General features: G+C 69.1%; 15 protein-coding genes. 11 read left to right on the top strand and 4 right to left on the bottom strand.

The annotated features are described in order from the left end of the window. Positions 1-24: 24 nt before the first annotated feature. Positions 25-153, bottom strand: coding sequence for a hypothetical protein (locus tag JYG37_RS34990; protein ID WP_256975618.1), 129 nt, complete (start codon positions 151-153; stop codon positions 25-27). Between JYG37_RS34990 and pyk the strand changes: the two genes are divergently transcribed. From pyk to JYG37_RS15550, 6 genes are all read left to right on the top strand, one after another. Next, positions 152-1,588: a pyruvate kinase gene (gene pyk / locus JYG37_RS15575; protein ID WP_050014704.1), complete on the top strand. Its 1,437-nt coding sequence runs from the start codon at positions 152-154 to the stop codon at positions 1,586-1,588. The genes JYG37_RS34990 and pyk overlap by 2 nt on opposite strands. Positions 1,589-1,906: 318 nt before the next feature. Beyond that, positions 1,907-2,971 carry a class II fructose-bisphosphate aldolase gene (gene fba, locus JYG37_RS15570; RefSeq protein ID WP_050014549.1) on the top strand — a complete coding sequence of 355 codons (1,065 nt, stop codon included), beginning with the start codon at positions 1,907-1,909 and terminating at the stop codon, positions 2,969-2,971. 233 nt (positions 2,972-3,204) lie between these two features. Further along, the gene (locus tag JYG37_RS15565; protein WP_027785305.1) at positions 3,205-4,095 is read left to right on the top strand and encodes a phosphoribosylaminoimidazolesuccinocarboxamide synthase; all 891 of its coding nucleotides are present in this window, start codon (positions 3,205-3,207) and stop codon (positions 4,093-4,095) included. A gap of 17 nt (positions 4,096-4,112) precedes the next feature. Next, positions 4,113-4,634, top strand: coding sequence for a 5-(carboxyamino)imidazole ribonucleotide mutase (gene purE / locus JYG37_RS15560; RefSeq protein ID WP_050014544.1), 522 nt, complete (start codon positions 4,113-4,115; stop codon positions 4,632-4,634). A 90-nt stretch (positions 4,635-4,724) separates the two neighbouring features. After that, the gene (locus JYG37_RS15555; protein WP_213345568.1) at positions 4,725-5,921 is read left to right on the top strand and encodes a 5-(carboxyamino)imidazole ribonucleotide synthase; all 1,197 of its coding nucleotides are present in this window, start codon (positions 4,725-4,727) and stop codon (positions 5,919-5,921) included. Positions 5,922-5,932: 11 nt separating this feature from the next. After that, complete coding sequence (locus JYG37_RS15550) at positions 5,933-6,961, top strand: L-threonylcarbamoyladenylate synthase (RefSeq protein WP_050014541.1); 1,029 nt, start codon at positions 5,933-5,935, stop codon at positions 6,959-6,961. Positions 6,962-7,050: 89 nt separating this feature from the next. Here the strand turns inward: JYG37_RS15550 and JYG37_RS15545 are convergent, their stop codons facing one another. The 3 genes from JYG37_RS15545 to dacB form a co-directional block, all read right to left on the bottom strand. Further along, positions 7,051-8,190, bottom strand: a complete 1,140-nt coding sequence (locus JYG37_RS15545) for an SGNH/GDSL hydrolase family protein (protein ID WP_050014540.1) — start codon at positions 8,188-8,190, stop codon at positions 7,051-7,053. 96 nt (positions 8,191-8,286) lie between these two features. After that, entirely contained in the window at positions 8,287-9,201 is a 915-nt protein-coding gene (locus JYG37_RS15540; protein ID WP_050014538.1) for a sterol desaturase family protein, read from the bottom strand. 333 nt (positions 9,202-9,534) lie between these two features. Then, positions 9,535-11,067: a D-alanyl-D-alanine carboxypeptidase/D-alanyl-D-alanine endopeptidase gene (dacB, locus tag JYG37_RS15535; RefSeq protein ID WP_050014537.1), complete on the bottom strand. Its 1,533-nt coding sequence runs from the start codon at positions 11,065-11,067 to the stop codon at positions 9,535-9,537. A 185-nt stretch (positions 11,068-11,252) separates the two neighbouring features. Between dacB and JYG37_RS15530 the strand changes: the two genes are divergently transcribed. The 5 genes from JYG37_RS15530 to JYG37_RS15510 all read left to right on the top strand — a co-directional run bounded on the left by JYG37_RS15530 (position 11,253) and on the right by JYG37_RS15510 (position 15,891). Then, positions 11,253-11,915 (top strand): response regulator, encoded by a 663-nt coding sequence (locus JYG37_RS15530; RefSeq protein ID WP_050014536.1) that lies wholly within the window; start codon positions 11,253-11,255, stop codon positions 11,913-11,915. A 3-nt stretch (positions 11,916-11,918) separates the two neighbouring features. Then, positions 11,919-13,265, top strand: a complete 1,347-nt coding sequence (locus tag JYG37_RS15525; protein WP_050014534.1) for an ATP-binding protein — start codon at positions 11,919-11,921, stop codon at positions 13,263-13,265. Positions 13,266-13,379: 114 nt separating this feature from the next. Further along, on the top strand, positions 13,380-14,861 hold the full coding sequence (locus JYG37_RS15520; protein WP_089488779.1) for a DegQ family serine endoprotease: 1,482 nt from the start codon (positions 13,380-13,382) through the stop codon (positions 14,859-14,861). A gap of 104 nt (positions 14,862-14,965) precedes the next feature. Continuing rightward, complete coding sequence (locus JYG37_RS15515) at positions 14,966-15,403, top strand: carboxypeptidase-like regulatory domain-containing protein (protein WP_089488778.1); 438 nt, start codon at positions 14,966-14,968, stop codon at positions 15,401-15,403. Positions 15,404-15,531: 128 nt separating this feature from the next. Beyond that, positions 15,532-15,891 carry a DUF427 domain-containing protein gene (locus JYG37_RS15510; RefSeq protein ID WP_050014528.1) on the top strand — a complete coding sequence of 120 codons (360 nt, stop codon included), beginning with the start codon at positions 15,532-15,534 and terminating at the stop codon, positions 15,889-15,891. Positions 15,892-15,894 lie beyond the last annotated feature (3 nt).

The following is a 15,894-nucleotide window of genomic DNA, read 5'->3' as shown; positions in this document are numbered from 1 at the left end:
CGCGGCCGTGCAGCACCACGAGATTCAGAACAAAGCGATGCCGGGCGCCAGCACCGGCACGCCCCCCGGAACGGCGGCCGCTGGGCCTGCCGGTTCCGGCTCTCGCAGCGTTTCACCCAGCGCATCCACCTTGATCCAGATGAGGAGTTTCATGCAGCGCGCCACCAAGATAGTCGCCACGATCGGCCCGGCATCCAGTTCGCCGGAGATTCTGCTGCAGATGATGCAGGCGGGCCTCGACGTCGTGCGGCTCAATTTTTCGCACGGCACGGCCGACGATCACCGCCAGCGCGCCGAAATGGTGCGCGAGGCCGCCCGCAAGGTTGGCCGCGAGATCGCGATCATGGCCGACCTCCAGGGCCCGAAGATCCGCGTCGGCAAGTTCGAGAACGGCAAGACCACGCTCGTGCCGGGGCAGCCGTTCATCCTCGATGCGGGCTGCGAACTCGGCAACGACGAGCGCGTCGGCCTCGACTACAAGGAGCTGCCGCGCGATCTGAAGCCGGGCGACCTGCTGCTGCTGAACGACGGCCTGATCGTGCTGACCGTCGAGCGCGTGCTCGGCGACGAGATCCACACGATCGTCAAGGTGGGCGGCGAGCTGTCGAACAACAAGGGGATCAACCGCCAGGGCGGCGGCCTGTCGGCGCCGGCGCTGACCGCGAAGGACATGGAGGACATCCGCACCGCGATGTCGCTCGGCGCGGACCTCGTCGCGGTGTCGTTCCCGAAGAACGCGACCGACATGGAAATGGCGCGCCAGCTCGCGAACATCGCGGGCGCGCCGTACGGCATCAAGCCGAAGATGATCGCGAAGATCGAACGCGCGGAGGCGATTCCGGCGCTGCAGAGCATCCTCGACGCGTCCGACGGCATCATGGTCGCGCGCGGCGACCTCGCGGTCGAAGTGGGCAACGCGGCCGTGCCGGCGCTGCAGAAGCGGATGATCCGGATGGCGCGCGAGTCGAACAAGCTCGTGATCACCGCGACGCAGATGATGGAATCGATGATCTACGCGCCGGTGCCGACCCGCGCGGAAGTGTCGGACGTCGCGAACGCGGTGCTCGACGGCACCGACGCGGTGATGCTGTCGGCCGAGACGGCTGCCGGCAAGTATCCGGTCGTCACGATCGAGACGATGGCGGCCGTGTGCGTCGAGGCGGAAAAGTCGGAAGAAGTCGAGCTGGACAAGGACTTCCTCGACCGCACGTTCACGCGGATCGACCAGTCGATCGCGATGGGCGCGCTGTTCACCGCGTACCACCTGGGCGCGAAGGCGATCATCGCGCTGACCGAATCGGGCGCGACCGCGCTGTGGATGTCGCGTCACTACACGCACGTGCCGATCTTCGCGCTGACGCCGCGCGTCGGCAGCGAGCGCACGATGGCGCTGTACCGCAACGTGACGCCGCTGCACGTCGACTTCAACAGCGACCGCGATTCGGCGCTGCAGGCCGCGCTCGAGATCGTCGTCAAGCAGGGCTACGTGCAGCACGGCGACATGGTCGTGCTGACCGTCGGCGAGCCGATGGGGCAGGCGGGCGGCACCAACACGCTGAAGATCGTGCGGGTCGGCGAGCACTATTGAGCGCCGGCTGAACCGCATCGCGCCGGCCGGCAGACCGGCGGCCCGGATCGGCTGCAATTGATCCGGCACCGTTTTTTTGCGCGCAGGCCGCGCGGGGTCCGAAGCCCCGCGCGGCTTTTTTTCTCCTTTTTGGCCCGATTGTGCCGTGCGAACGTAACAAATTGCGAGCGGGCGCCACCGGGCGGTCGGAATCGGAGGCGCTTCGCGATAAAATGCGGCTATTCGACGCTCAGCCGCGCCGCGCCGTCCCGGTTCAGAGGGGAGTGAGCGCCGCGCCGGCGTCAGGGCGCACCGGTTTTCATTCCAAGGAGTTCCACAATGCCTCTCGTATCAATGCGTCAATTGCTGGACCACGCGGCAGAGCACGGTTACGGCCTGCCGGCCTTCAACGTGAACAACCTGGAGCAGGTCCAGGCGATCATGGCGGCGGCGGATCAGGTCGGCGCGCCCGTGATCATGCAGGCATCGGCCGGCGCGCGTAAGTACGCGGGCGAGCCGTTCCTGCGCCACCTGATCGAAGCAGCGGTCGAATCGTATCCGCACATCCCGGTCGTGATGCACCAGGATCACGGCCAGTCGCCGGCGGTCTGCACGGCCGCGATCCGCAGCGGCTTCACGAGCGTGATGATGGACGGTTCGCTCGAAGCCGACGGCAAGACGGTCGCGTCGTACGAGTACAACGTCGACGTGTCGCGCAAGGTCGTCGAGATGGCGCACTCGATCGGCGTGACGGTCGAAGCCGAACTCGGCGTGCTCGGCTCGCTCGAGACGATGAAGGGCGACAAGGAAGACGGCCACGGCGCGGAAGGCACGATGACCCGCGAGCAGTTGCTGACCGATCCGGAGCAGGCCGCCGACTTCGTGAAGCTCACGCAGTGCGACGCGCTCGCGATCGCGATCGGCACGTCGCACGGCGCGTACAAGTTCTCGAAGAAGCCGACGGGCGACATCCTGTCGATCCAGCGCATCAAGGAAATCCACGCACGCATTCCGAACACGCACCTGGTGATGCACGGTTCGTCGTCGGTGCCGCAGGAACTGCTGGCCGAGATCCGCGAATTCGGCGGCGACATGAAGGAAACCTACGGCGTGCCGGTCGAGGAAATCCAGGAAGGCATCAAGCACGGCGTGCGCAAGATCAACATCGACACCGACCTGCGTCTCGCGATCACCGGCGCGATCCGCCGCTACCTGTTCGAGAACCCGGGCAAGTTCGATCCGCGCGACTACCTGAAGCCCGCGCGCGAAGCCGCGAAGCAGGTGTGCGTCGACCGTTACCTCGCGTTCGGCTGCGAAGGCCAGGCCGGCAAGATCAAGCCGGTGTCGCTCGACAAGATCGCCGAGCAGTACAAGTCGGGCGCGCTCGCACAGGTCGTGCGCTGAGACTGTAGTACGATTGCCCCGCCCGGTTCTGCCGCCGGGCATGGGCTGGCTGCCCGTTCGGCCGGATTTGATCCGGCCCCGGCAGCCGTTCCGTCCGGCCGAACAAGGGCCGGCCGGCAGCCGCCCGGGCGCTGCGCCCGCCGGTTCGCCGACGTATTGCAAGACCGCCGTTCCCGCCTGCCGCGGGGAACGGCGTTTCCCTTTTTGTTTGGCTCCTTATCTGCGAAAAGACGATGTCTACCCTTTACGAATCCACGCTCCGCTCGCTGCCGCTTCTCGGTCGCGGCAAGGTTCGCGATAACTACGCGGTCGGCAACGACAAGCTCCTGATCGTCACGACCGATCGCCTGTCGGCCTTCGACGTGGTGATGGGCGAGCCGATTCCGAACAAGGGCCGCGTGCTGAACCAGATGGCGAACTTCTGGTTCGACAAGCTCGCGCACATCGTGCCGAACCACCTGACGGGCGACGCGCCGGAAGCGGTCGTCGCGGCCGACGAGGTCGAGCAGGTGAAGGGCCGCGGCGTGGTCGTCAAGCGCCTCGAGCCGATCATGATCGAAGCGGTCGTGCGCGGCTACCTGGCCGGCAGCGGCTGGAAGGAATACCAGGCGTCGGGCGCCGTGTGCGGCGTGCAGCTGCCGGAAGGCCTGCAGAACGCGCAGAAGCTGCCCGAGCCGATCTTCACGCCGGCCGCGAAGGCCGAGATGGGCGAGCACGACGAGAACATCACGTTCGAGGAAACCGAGCGCCGCATCGGCACCGAGCTGGCCGCGACGATCCGCGACATCTCGATCCGCCTGTACAAGGAAGCGGCCGACTACGCGGCGACGCGCGGCATCATCATCGCCGACACGAAGTTCGAATTCGGCCTCGACAACCACGGCAAGCTGTATCTGATGGACGAAGTGCTGACCGCCGATTCGTCGCGCTTCTGGCCGGCCGACCAGTACGAAGTCGGCACGAACCCGCCGTCGTTCGACAAGCAGTTCGTGCGCGACTGGCTCGAGGCGCAGCCGTGGGGCAAGACGGCGCCGGCGCCGGCGCTGCCGGCCGACGTCGTCGAGAAGACGGCCGCGAAGTACCAGGAAGCGCTCGAGCGCATCACGGGCCAGTCGCTCGCCTGATCGAGGAAGATAAGAGAATGAGTGAAGTCCAGACCGCCCACACGCACAGCGCGCCGCTGATCGGCGTGCTGATGGGTTCGAGTTCCGACTGGGACGTGATGAAGCACGCGGTCGCCATCCTGCAGGAATTCGGCGTGCCGTACGAAGCGAAGGTCGTGTCCGCGCACCGGATGCCCGACGAGATGTTCGACTATGCGGAGAAGGCGCGCGAGCGCGGGCTCCGCGCGATCATCGCGGGCGCCGGCGGCGCCGCACACCTGCCCGGCATGCTCGCCGCGAAAACCACGGTGCCCGTGCTCGGCGTGCCGGTCGCGAGCAAATACCTGAAGGGCGTCGATTCGCTGCACTCGATCGTGCAGATGCCGAAGGGCGTGCCGGTCGCGACGTTCGCGATCGGCGAGGCCGGCGCCGCGAATGCCGCGCTGTTCGCGGTGTCGATCCTGTCCGGGAACTCGGTCGACTACGCGAACCGGCTCGCCGCGTTCCGCGTGCGCCAGAACGAAGCCGCGCACGCGATGGTGCTGCCGCCGCTGGAATGACGGCATGGCGCGCGGCCGCACGATGCGGCCGGCGCCGGATTTTCCTACTGCGGCGGGCCTTTCCGCGTTCCGCCGCGACCGACCACTGACATGACCGCAACTCCTGATTCCGTTTCCCCGATCCTGCCCGGCGCGTGGCTGGGCATGGTCGGCGGCGGCCAGCTCGGCCGCATGTTCTGCTTTGCCGCCCAGTCGATGGGCTATCGCGTCGCCGTGCTCGATCCCGATCCGACGAGCCCCGCCGGCGCGGTCGCCGATCGCCACCTGCGCGCGGCGTACGACGACGAAGCCGCGCTCGCCGAACTGGCGGACCTGTGCGACGCCGTATCGACGGAGTTCGAGAACGTGCCGGCCGCGAGCCTCGATTTCCTCGCGCGCACGACGTTCGTCGCACCGGCCGGCCGCTGCGTCGCGGTCGCGCAGGACCGGATCGCGGAGAAGCGATTCATCGAGGCGTCGGGCGTGCCGGTCGCGCCGCACGTCGTGATCGAATCGGCGGCGGCGCTCATCGCGCTCGACGATGCGGCGCTCGACGCGGTGCTGCCGGGCATCCTGAAGACGGCCCGCCTCGGCTACGACGGCAAGGGCCAGGTGCGTGTCGCCACCGCGCAGGAAGCGCGCAACGCGCATGCCGCGCTCGGCGGCGTGCCGTGCGTGCTGGAGAAGCGCCTGCCGCTGAAATACGAAGTGTCGGCGCTGATCGCGCGCGGCGCCGACGGCCGCTCGGCCGCGTTCCCGCTCGCGCAGAACGTGCATCACAACGGCATTCTCGCGCTGACGGTCGTGCCGGCGCCGGCGGCCGACGCCGCGCGCGTCGAAGAGGCGCAGCAGGCGGCCGTGCGGATCGCCGATACGCTCGGCTACGTCGGCGTGCTGTGCGTCGAATTCTTCGTGCTGGAGGACGGCTCGTTCGTCGCGAACGAAATGGCGCCGCGCCCGCACAACTCCGGCCACTACACGGTCGATGCGTGCGCAACGAGCCAGTTCGAGCAGCAGGTGCGCGCGATGACGCGCATGCCGCTCGGCAATCCGCGCCAGCATTCGCCAGCCGCGATGCTGAACATCCTCGGCGACGTGTGGTTTCCCAATGGTGCGGCGGCCGACGCCGTCACGCCGCCGTGGGACACGGTCGCCGCGATGCCGGCCGCGCACCTGCATCTGTACGGCAAGGAAGAAGCGCGCGTCGGCCGCAAGATGGGCCACGTGAACTTCACGGCCGAGACGCGCGACGAAGCCGTCGCCGCCGCCACCGCGTGCGCGCACCTGCTGCGCGTGCCGCTCGACTGAGGCGCGGGCCGATGTCCATCGATCTCCCGAAGCACGTGACGCCCGCGCAGATCGACGCGGCCGCGGCGCTGCTCGACGCGGGCCAGCTCGTCGCGTTTCCGACCGAGACCGTCTACGGGCTCGGCGGCGACGCGGCGAACCCCGAGGCCGTCGCGCGCATCTATGCGGCGAAGGGGCGGCCCGCGAACCATCCGGTGATCGTGCATCTGCCGCCCGGCGGCGACCCGGGCTATTGGGCCGACGACCTGCCGGCCGACGCGCACGCGTTGATCGATGCATTCTGGCCGGGCCCGCTCACGCTGATCCTGAAGCGCCATGCGCGCATTCCCGATGCCGTGAGCGGCGGGCAGGATTCGGTCGGGCTGCGCTGTCCGTCGCATCCGGTCGCGCAGGCGCTGCTGGCCGCGTTCAGCGCGCGGCGCGGCGGCCATGGCGGCGTGGCCGCGCCGTCCGCGAACCGGTTCGGCCACGTGAGTCCGACGACCGCGCAGCACGTGCGCGACGAGTTCGGCGATACCGTGCACGTGCTCGACGGCGGCGCGTCCGAAGTCGGCATCGAGTCGACGATTCTCGACCTGTCGCGCGGCTTCCCGGCGCTGCTGCGCCCGGGCCACGTGACGCCGCAACAGATCGCCGACGTGCTCGGCCGCGCACCGAGGCTGCCGGACGGCAGCGATGCGACGGCGCCGCGCGCGTCGGGCACGCTGAAAGCGCATTACGCGCCGCGCACGCCGCTCGCGCTGCTGCCGTTCGACGCGCTCGAGCCGCTGCTCGCGGCCGCGCAAACCGACGGCGAGCGCGTCGCGCTCGTCGCGCGCGCATCGCGGGCAGCGCACTGGGCGCAGGCCGACGGCGTGCATTTCATCGCGGCGCCGGAAGATCCGCAGGCCTATGCGCGCGACCTGTACGGGATGCTGAGGGCGCTCGACCGCGCGCAGGTCGCGCGCATCCTCGTCGAGAAGCTGCCCGAGACCGTCGAATGGATCGCGGTCAACGATCGTCTCGGCCGCGCGGCGGCCGCGTTCGAAGCGCGCGACTGACGCAGCCTTCGCCTTCCGCTCGAGAATGAAAAAACGCCTGACCGGCGCGAACCGGTCAGGCGTTTTCGCTTGGGCGCGTGGCCGGCGGCTTACTTGCCGACGCCGGATTTCGCGATCTGCTGTTCGACGTACTGCGCGAACAGCGCATGCAGGCGCGTGGTCGGGTGGACCGTGTCGGCGAACATGTAGGTCTGGTCCGCGTTCGCGACCGTGTAGGTCTGCGGCGAGCAGAACAGCGACGAGCCGAACGCGGTCGCGTTCGCGACGCCGTACTGCGTCGCGGCCTGGACCATCGCCTTCAGGTTGCAGGCCGTATCGGTGTTCTTCACGCTGAAGCCGTTCGCCTGGTAGTTGGCCGCGATGCCGTCCTGCCACGTGAACGAATCGACCACCGCGACCTTCGTGGTGTCGACCTTCAGCGCGGCCAGCGTGCCGGCCAGCGTCTGGTTGAAGAGGCCCGACAGTTGCGTGAACGCGGCCTGCGTGCCGCCCTGCAGCGCGAGCGGCGTGCCGCCGATGTCCGGCACGTTCGCGACGAACACGTGCGTGGCCCCTGCCGCGACGATCTGCTGGACGATTCCGCCGAGCTGCTGCGCGGCCAGGCCGATCGCCTGCGCCGCCGCGAGCTGCGCGGCCGGCGTATTGCCTTGCGCCTGCGCGACCTGGGCCTGGTAGAAGATGTCGTTCGCGCCGCCGTTGATCAGCACGATCTGGCCGGCGTTGAAGCTGCCGTGCTGCGTCAGGTACTGCTTGACCTGATCGGCGATCGGCGTGGTGGTCGCCTGCGCGTAGTCGGGGTTCGGCACGCTCGCGTCCGCATGGCCGATGCCCGGCTGCAGCGTCACGCGCGAGCCGCCCTGCGCGTAGCCGAGGCCGCCGGTGGCCTGCAGCGGGATGCCGAAGCCGCCCTGGTTGGCGGGCTGCAGCGTGTCGCCGTAGTACTGCGCGACGTTCTGCGTCCACACCTGGCCCGGGTTGGTCGTGAAGCGGCCGCCGCCGAAGCCGAGCTTGATTTGCGAGTAGGTGCCGACGTCGGACAGGCTGTCGCCGAACGACACGATTTGCATCTTCACGCCCGACGGCGGCGTGGTCGACGCGCTGCTGCCGTTGTTGTCGTCGCCGCCGCCGCATGCGGCGAGCAGCGCGAGCGCGGCGCCGGCGATCGCGACCTGCGCGGTGCGCAGCATGCGCCCACGCGTGCGGGAAAGTGCGTGTTGTTGTGTCTGCATCGTTCTATCTCCTCGTAGATATGGCCCTGATGTGTTTCTCATCTGCCGCGTGCCTGCTCGGTTCCGGGCTGCGCGGCGGCCGTTGGCTGAAACGGTTTATCGGTCGTGCGCAGCCGCCGGCGGCACGGTGCGCGGATCCTGGTTCGCGGCCTCGGCAATCTGCGCATGATAAGCGCTCGCCCATTCGGGCGGGCCGAAAATCGCGCGCAGCTTGTTGCGCCATCCGCCGACGCGCCACGCGTCGGACGCCATCGCCACCCACTCGTGGAACGTCGCGACGAGCGGGTTGTTCGAGCCGAGCCGCTCGACGATTCCGTACTGCGGCGGATCGTCGGGCGTTTCGTCGACATAGCTGCCGAACAGGCGATCCCAGATCACCAGGACGCCTGCGTAATTGCGGTCGATGTAGCGCGCGTTGCGCGCATGGTGCGCGCGGTGGATCGACGGCGTGTTCAGCACGTATTCGAGCCAGCCGAGCTTGCCGATCGCCTGCGTGTGCACGAAGAACTGGAACGCGAGGTTGATCAGCACGATGCCGACGACCTGTTGCGGCGGAAAGCCGGCGAACGCGAGCGGCAGCCAGAACAGCCACATGCCCGAGACCGGGTACATCAGGCTCTGGCGGAACGCGGTCGAGAAATTCATCCGCTCGGACGAGTGGTGCACGACGTGCGCGGCCCACAGCCAGCGCACGCGATGACTCGCGCGATGGAACACGTAGTAGAGGAAGTCCTGCGCGACGAACAGCACCGCGAACGACAGCCAGCCGTCGTGCCACGTGTAAAGACGATAGTGCCGGTAGCAGTACGCATAGACGGGAATCACGAACAGCCATGCGAGCTTGTCGGCGCCCTGGTGCATCAGCGCGAGCGCCGCGTTGCACAGCGTGTCGCGCCACGCATAGATGCGGTCGTGCGCACGGGTGCGGGCGAGGTGCCAGGCCTCCCACGCGATGCAGAGCAGGAAGACGGGCGCCAGCGCGAGCAGAAGCAATTCGACGTCGAATCGCATGGGCGAGTGTCTCCTTCGTTCCCCTGCAAGCCATGAGGCCGGGCGTGTGGCCCGTTGTAGATATCGGTCAGGCCAACAGCCTACGCAATCGCCACGCGCTAGGCGAGGGGGCAGCGTAGAGGGTTCCCTCTGAGGACAGGGTTTCTACGGAATCCGTACTGCACGGGGCCGGGCGGTGCGGCCCCGTTTTGCGGGCATGGCGTGCGCACAGCGCGTTGCACGAGGGTGGCGGCGGCGTTTCAAACCGCGCAGCGCGAAATTTCGCGGGCGACGCGGAGCAGCGGGAGCGCGGGCCGCGTTGTCACGACGGCCCGATGCGCGGTGCGCGGAGCGTCAGTGCGCGCCCGCGTAGATCCACTCGAGCAGCGTGTCGTGCGCGGCGCGTGCGCCTTCCGCGCGATCGTCGTTGATGAAGCTGACGACGACGTAGCTCTGGCCGTCCGCGCCGGCGACGTAGCCGGCGATCGCGCGCACGTCGCGCAGCGTGCCGGTCTTGATGTGCGCGTTGCCGAGCACGCCGGCGTTGGTGAGGCGGTTCTTCATCGTGCCGTCGATGCCGGCGATCGGCAGCGAATCGACGAACGCCTGCGCGACGGGGCTCGCGTTCGCGGCCTGCAGCAGCGCGGCGAGCGACAGCGCGCTCACGTGCTCTTCGCGCGACAGCCCCGAGCCGTTCTCGAGCACGAGATCGGGCATCGCGATGCCGTTCTTCTGCAGGAACGCCTGGATCGCGCGGCTCGACTGCTCGGGCGTCGCGGGCGGCTTGCCGCTGACCGCGCCGATCGTCAGGAACAGGTTGCGCGCCATCACGTTGTTGCTGAACTTGTTGATGTCGTAGACGATGCTGCCGAGCACCGGGCTGTGATGCACGGCGAGCGGCCGCGCGGTGGTCGGCACCTTGCCTTCGCTCACGGGCCCCGCGATCGTGCCGCCGTCCTGCTGCCACAGCGCGAGGAAGCCGCGTGCGAAGAACGTCGTGTGATCGAGGATCGCGAGGTTGGTCGTGTGCGCGCCGCAGCGCAGCGGGTAGTCGCCGGCGAACGACGCGGTCATGATCCCGCCGCCGGCGGTCAGCGTCGGGCGCGCGGCCGCGGCGGCCGCGCTGCACGAGCCCGAGCCTTCGACGAGCTGGTTGTCGATCGACAGGTCCGCGAGCGGCGGCAGCACGTCGACGGCGACCTTGCCGTCGTCGCCCGGCGTGACTGTGAACGACACGGCCTTGAATGCGTACAGCAGCGGATCGGGGCCGACGTTGTACGGCGCGCTTGCATCGTCGTCGAATGACGGCAGGTCGCGCGTCGACGCCGCGAAATAGCTCTTGTCGAGCACGAGGCCGCCGGCCACGCGCTTGACGCCGGCCTTGCGCAGCTTGTCGACGAGGTCGATCAACTCTTCGGGCACGAGCTTCGGATCGCCGGTGCCCTTGATGTACAGGTTGCCCTGCAGCGTGCCGTCGGGGTCGATCGTGCCGTCCGTGTACGCGGTCGTGCGCCAGCGGTAGTCGGGGCCGAGGATCGACAGGCCCGAGAAGGTCGTCACGAGCTTCATCGTCGAGGCCGGCAGCATTGGCCGGCTCGCATTCCACGCGATCAGCGGTTGCGGATCGCCGACGCGCTCGACCACGACGCTCATCGCCGATGCCGGCACCTTCGCGCGCTGCAGCGCGACGAGCACCGATGCCGGCAGGCCGGCCGCGCGCGCGGCCGGCGACACGACGGCGCTCTTGCGCGCTTCCTTGTGGGATTTCTTGCGGGCCTGCGCGGGCGGCGCGAACGCGAGCGCGGTGCAGGTGGCGACGACGGCGGCCGCCCGCAGGCAGACGCGGGCGCGAGGGGCGAACCGGGCGGAAAGATCGGAAATCGGCATGGGCGAATACGGGAAAAGCGGGGGCTCGGGCAGGGCGCGCGGGGCGCCGAAGCGCACATTGTAGAGACAAGTCGCGGCACGCCCCTTGCAATCCGCCTTACTGTTGCATTGCAGGGTGCCGCGCACGCGATTCGCGGCGCTACAATGGTCGCCGTGTTTGACTCGCCCCATGGATGCGTGGCCCGATGCGGATTCTGCTTGTCGAAGATGATCGAATGATTGCCGAAGGCGTGCGCAAGGCGCTGCGCTCGGACGGCTTTGCGGTCGACTGGGTGCAGGACGGCGACGCCGCGCTGACGGCGCTCGGCGGCGAGACGTACGATCTGCTGCTGCTCGATCTCGGGCTGCCGAAGCGCGACGGCATCGACGTGCTGCGCACGCTGCGCGGGCGCGGGCTGGCGCTGCCGGTGCTGATCGTCACCGCGCGCGACGCGGTCGCCGATCGCGTGAAGGGGCTCGACGCGGGCGCCGACGACTACCTCGTCAAGCCGTTCGATCTCGACGAGCTCGGCGCGCGGATGCGCGCGCTGATCCGCCGCCAGGCCGGGCGCAGCGAGTCGCTGATCCGCCACGGTGCGCTGACGCTCGATCCGGCCGCGCACCAGGTGACGCTCGACGGCGCGCCCGTCGCGCTGTCCGCGCGCGAGTTCGCGCTGCTCGAGGCGCTGCTCGCGCGGCCGGGCGCGGTGCTGTCGAAGAGTCAGCTCGAGGAGAAGATGTACGGCTGGGGCGAGGAGATCGGCAGCAACACGGTCGAGGTCTACATCCACGCGCTGCGCAAGAAGCTCGGCTCGGACCTGATCCGCAACGTGCGCGGGCTCGGCTACATGGTCGTCAAGGAAAGCTGACGCGTGCGGTCGATTCGTCATCAATTGCTGATCTGGCTGCTCGCGATCGTGGTCGCGGGCGTGGGCATGGCGGGCTGGCTCATCTACCGGCAGGCGCTCGCCGAGGCGAACGAACTGTTCGACTACCAGCTGCAGGAAATCGCCGCGGCGCTGCCGTCCGAGCCGTTTTCGCAGGTGTTCGGCTCGCGCACCAACGGCGACGAAGGCATCGTGATCCAGATCTGGAACCGCAACGGCGTGCTGATGTACTTCTCGCATCCGCGCGCGCCGATCGCGCCGCGCGCGGAGCTCGGCTTCTCGACCGAGCGCACCGATCGCGGCGAATGGCGCGTGTACGGCGCGATCGTCGGCGACAACGTCGTGCAGCTCGCGCAGCCGCTGTCGGTGCGCAACCGGCTCGCGGCGAACGTCGCGCTGCGCACGCTGTGGCCGCTGATCGTGCTGCTGCCGTTCCTCGGCGCGGCCGTGTGGGGGATCGTCGGGCGCGGGCTCGCGCCGCTCGGCCGCGTGACGCGCGCGGTCGAGGCGCGCCGGCCGGAAGCGCTCGATCCGCTGCCCGACGGCCGGCTGCCGCTCGAGGTGCAGCCGCTCGTGCGGGCGCTGAACGGGCTGCTCGCGCGATTGTCGTCGGCGCTCGACACGCAGAAGGCGTTCGTCGCCGACGCCGCGCACGAATTGCGCACGCCGCTCGCGGCCGTGCAGATCCAGGCGCAGCTCGTCGCGCGCGCGAAGGACGATGCATCGCGCCGCGAGGCGATCGCGGATCTCCAGGACGGCGTGTCGCGCGCGACGCGCCTCACCGAGCAACTGCTCGCGCTCGCCCGCGCCGAGCCGGACGGTGCGACGATGCGCGAACCGGTCGACCTGCAGGCGCTGCTCGCCGAATGCGTGGCCGCGCATGCGCCGCTCGCGCAGCGGCACGACATCGATCTCGGCTTCGAGGAAACGCGCGCGGCGAGCGTCGTCGCGGACGTCGGCGCGCTGCGCGTGATGTTCGGCAACCTGCTCGACAACGCGGTGAAGTACACGCCGGACGGCGGCCGCATCGACGTGTCGCTGACGCGCGACGCGGCCGGCCGCGCGTGCGTGCAGATCGCCGACAGCGGGCCGGGCATTCCGGCCGACGAGCGCGAGCGCGTGTTCGACCGCTTCTATCGCGACAGCACGGCGCGCGCGCGCACCGACGTGTCGGGCAGCGGGCTCGGGCTCGCGATCGTCAAGCGCGTGGCCGCGCAGCAGGGCGCGACGGTGTCGCTCGGCGATGCGGCCGCGGGCGGCCTGCTCGTCAGCGTCGTGTTCCGCGATGCCGAGATGCCGGCCCAGGCGCCGCAGCCTTCCGAATCCGCCTGAAGGGACGCGGGGCCGGCCCGGCGCCGGAGGTCGCTTAAGCCCCGCTTAAGGCTGATTAAGCCTCCTTTAAGTCAGGGTCGTTACGCTGCGTCCTAACAACGAGGAGGTCCTACGATGAACACCCGATTCCTTGCACGCGGCACCGTCGCGGTCGCCGTGGCGGCCGCCCTGTCGGCAGGCTATTTCGCCGGTACCCGCCGCGCCGATCCGCAGATCATCACGCCCGCGCAGGCCGCCATGATGCCGGCCGAAGCCGCCGCCAAGACCGGCATCCCCGATTTCTCCGGGCTCGTCGAGACCTACGGCCCGGCGGTCGTGAACATCAGCGCGAAGCATGTCGTGAAGCAGGTGTCGCGGCGCGCGCCGCAGCCGCAACTGCCGATCGATCCGAGCGACCCGTTCTACCAGTTCTTCAAGCACTTCTACGGCCAGGTGCCGGGCATGGGCGGCGACGCGCAGCCGGACGACCAGCCGAGCGCGAGCCTCGGGTCGGGCTTCATCGTCAGCGCCGACGGGTACATCCTCACCAATGCGCACGTGATCGACGGCGCGAACGTCGTCACGGTCAAGCTGACCGACAAGCGCGAATACAAGGCGAAGGTCGTCGGCTCCGACAAGCAGTCCGACGTCGCCGTGCTGAAGATCGACGCGAGCGGCCTGCCGACCGTGAAGATCGGCGATCCGGCGCAGAGCAAGGTCGGCCAGTGGGTCGTCGCGATCGGCTCGCCGTACGGCTTCGACAACACGGTCACGTCGGGCATCATCAGCGCGAAGTCGCGCGCGCTGCCGGACGAGAACTACACGCCGTTCATCCAGACCGACGTGCCGGTGAACCCGGGCAACTCGGGCGGCCCGCTGTTCAACCTGCAAGGCGAGGTGATCGGCATCAACTCGATGATCTACTCGCAGACGGGCGGCTTCCAGGGCCTGTCGTTCGCGATCCCGATCAACGAGGCGATCAAGGTGAAGGACGAGCTCGTGAAGACGGGCCACGTGAGCCGCGGCCGTCTCGGCGTGGCCGTGCAGGGGCTGAACCAGACGCTCGCGAGCTCGTTCGGGCTGCCGAAGCCGGACGGTGCGCTCGTCAGCTCGGTCGACGCCAACGGTCCGGCCGCGAAGGCCGGCCTGCAGCCGGGCGACGTGATCCTGTCGGTCAACGGCTCGCCGGTCGCCGATTCGACGTCGCTGCCCGCGCAGATCGCGAACCTGAAGCCGGGTTCGAAGGCCGAGTTGCAGATCTGGCGCGACAAGTCGAAGAAGTCGATCAGCGTGACGCTCGGCGCGATGGCCGATGCGAAGCTCGCGTCGAACGACGGCGGGCCGGTCGAGCAGGGTCGTCTGGGTGTCGCGGTGCGGCCGCTGTCGCCGCAGGAGCGCAACGCCGACAACCTGTCGCACGGGCTGATCGTGCAGCAGGCCGGCGGGCCGGCCGCCAACGCGGGCATCCAGCCCGGCGACGTGATCCTCGCGGTGAACGGCCGCCCGGTCACGAGCCCCGAGCAGTTGCGCGACGCGGTGAAGGGCGCGGGCAACAGTCTTGCTCTGTTGATCCAGCGCGACAATGCACAGATCTTCGTGCCGGTCGACCTGAGCTGACCGGCCACGGCCGACGGCCGGCCCGGCCGGCCGCGGCGGGCGCCGCCGCCGCTCGATCGCGTGACGCTGCGCCCCGTATGTGTTCCGACCCCAAGGAGAGAGCCATGCAACATCTACGCAACGTGTCCCGATTTGCCGTCGCCGCGGCGCTGACCGCCGGCCTCGCGGCCGGTGCGACCGGCGCGTACGCGCAGTCGGACGGTCTGCCCGCCGCGAGCCAGCAAGGCGATATCAGCTATGTGTCGGGCGGTATCGGCAAGGACCAGTCGACGGCATTCCAGAGTAACGAGGCGTCATGGCCGCTGGCGCTGCGCTTCACCGGCAAGGGCGGCGAGTTCCTGGCCGACGTCCATGTCCGGATCGTCGACGGCAAGGGCACCGAGGTGCTGGCGACCGACGCGCGCGGGCCGTACATGCTGGTGAAGCTGCCGCCGGGGCGCTATACGGTGCATGCGTCGTACCAGGGCAGCGACGAATCGCGCGCCGTCACGGTCGGCGCGAAGGGCGGCGCGAAAGCCGCGTTCCAGTGGAGTGCGCAGTAGCCGCCCGCGCGCGGCCCGGGCCCGGGACGCGCAATCGGACGAAGTTTCGCCCATAATGAAAGCCACGGCATGCGTGCCGTGGCTTTTTCGTTTCCTGCCCGGCCTGGCGGCCGCCCGAAGGAGAAACGATGTCCGATGCAGCCGACCCCCGACTCGAAATCGTGCCGAACCGTCATCGCGTGCGCGTGATCCATCGCGGCATCACCTATGCCGATTCGCACGGCGCGCTGACCGTGCGTGAAGCGGGGCTCCCGGACATCCACTACCTGCCGCGCAGCGACGTCAACATGCGCCGGCTCGTGAAATCGGGCGTCACGACCGCCTGCCCGTTCAGGGGGCAGGCCGTGCATTTCGACTTGCAGACGGAAGACGGCGTGATCGAGAACGCCGCATGGAGTTACGAAGAACCGAAGGAGGCGGCCGCCGTGCTCGCGCACTACGTCGCCTTCGATGTCGCACGGGTCGACAGTCTCGTCGAGACGTCCTGATGC

Source organism: Burkholderia sp. LAS2 (assembly GCF_018417615.1).
GTDB classification, from domain to species: Bacteria; Pseudomonadota; Gammaproteobacteria; order Burkholderiales; family Burkholderiaceae; genus Burkholderia; species Burkholderia sola.
The sequence above is the reverse complement of the archived record's forward strand: the minus strand, read 5'-3'. Positions and strand labels throughout refer to the sequence as shown.